Source organism: Streptomyces sp. SID13666 (genome assembly GCF_010548325.1).
Lineage (GTDB): Bacteria > Actinomycetota > Actinomycetes > Streptomycetales > Streptomycetaceae > Actinacidiphila > Actinacidiphila fildesensis.
The window spans coordinates 1-727 of sequence record NZ_JAAGLX010000144.1; the positions used below are offsets into that span (position 1 = coordinate 1).

A 727-nucleotide genomic window follows, 5' to 3' on the forward strand; every position below is an offset into this window, starting at 1 on the left:
GCCGGCCATCGCGGCGCGGCGGCCGTGCGGGAGACGGTCGAGGAGGGGGCCGATCACGGGGGCGAGGAGAGTGAAGGGCGCCATGGTGATGCCGAGATAGATGGCCACGCGCCCGCGTGCCTCGTCGGTGCGGACGGAGAAGAACACGGTGGAGGCGAGGGCGATGGTGATCATGACGTCGCCGGCGCCGTTCACCGCGTGCAGTTCGATGAGCTTGCCGAGCCCGGACTCCCCGGCCCCGTGCGCGTGGGTGGCCTTGCGGATGCCCCGGGCCGTACCGGTCACCGGGAAGTGCAGGGCATGGCCGACCGCACGTACGGACCCGTTCATCCGGTCCCGTACGCCACGCCGGCCGCTCTTGGTGCCGGTGCCGCTCGGGTTGTGCCCCTCGGTCCCACCGGTCTCGGTGCCGCCGTGGGGCGACCTGTCGGTTGCCACCCCGCAATAGTGCCCCGAGAACGGCGTACCTAGCGTGGTTACCGCGCGTATGGGGCCGAGTGGGGTGGGGGAGGAGGGGGTTGGGCGCGACTCATGACGTTTCGGGTGAGGTGTTTTCCGGCCATTGAAGGCCGGGAAGAGTGGGGTGAGAGGCGAACGGGAGGAGGGCCGGAGTTGCCACGGTTGGATGTCGGTCGCCACGAACCGTCCCGTCGGTGTGGGCCCCGGGCGCTGGAGAAGGTAGCGTGCGTAGCGCGCAGTGGCGGTTGTTCTCGGCCGCGCGCCTCTC

The 727-nt window shown here is 71.0% G+C and carries 1 pseudogene; it reads right to left on the bottom strand.

The window, feature by feature from the left end:
* A pseudogene (locus tag G3I60_RS43790) lies at nt 1-438 on the bottom strand (MFS transporter); the annotation flags it as partial.
* Between the last annotated feature and the right edge of the window lie 289 nt (nt 439-727).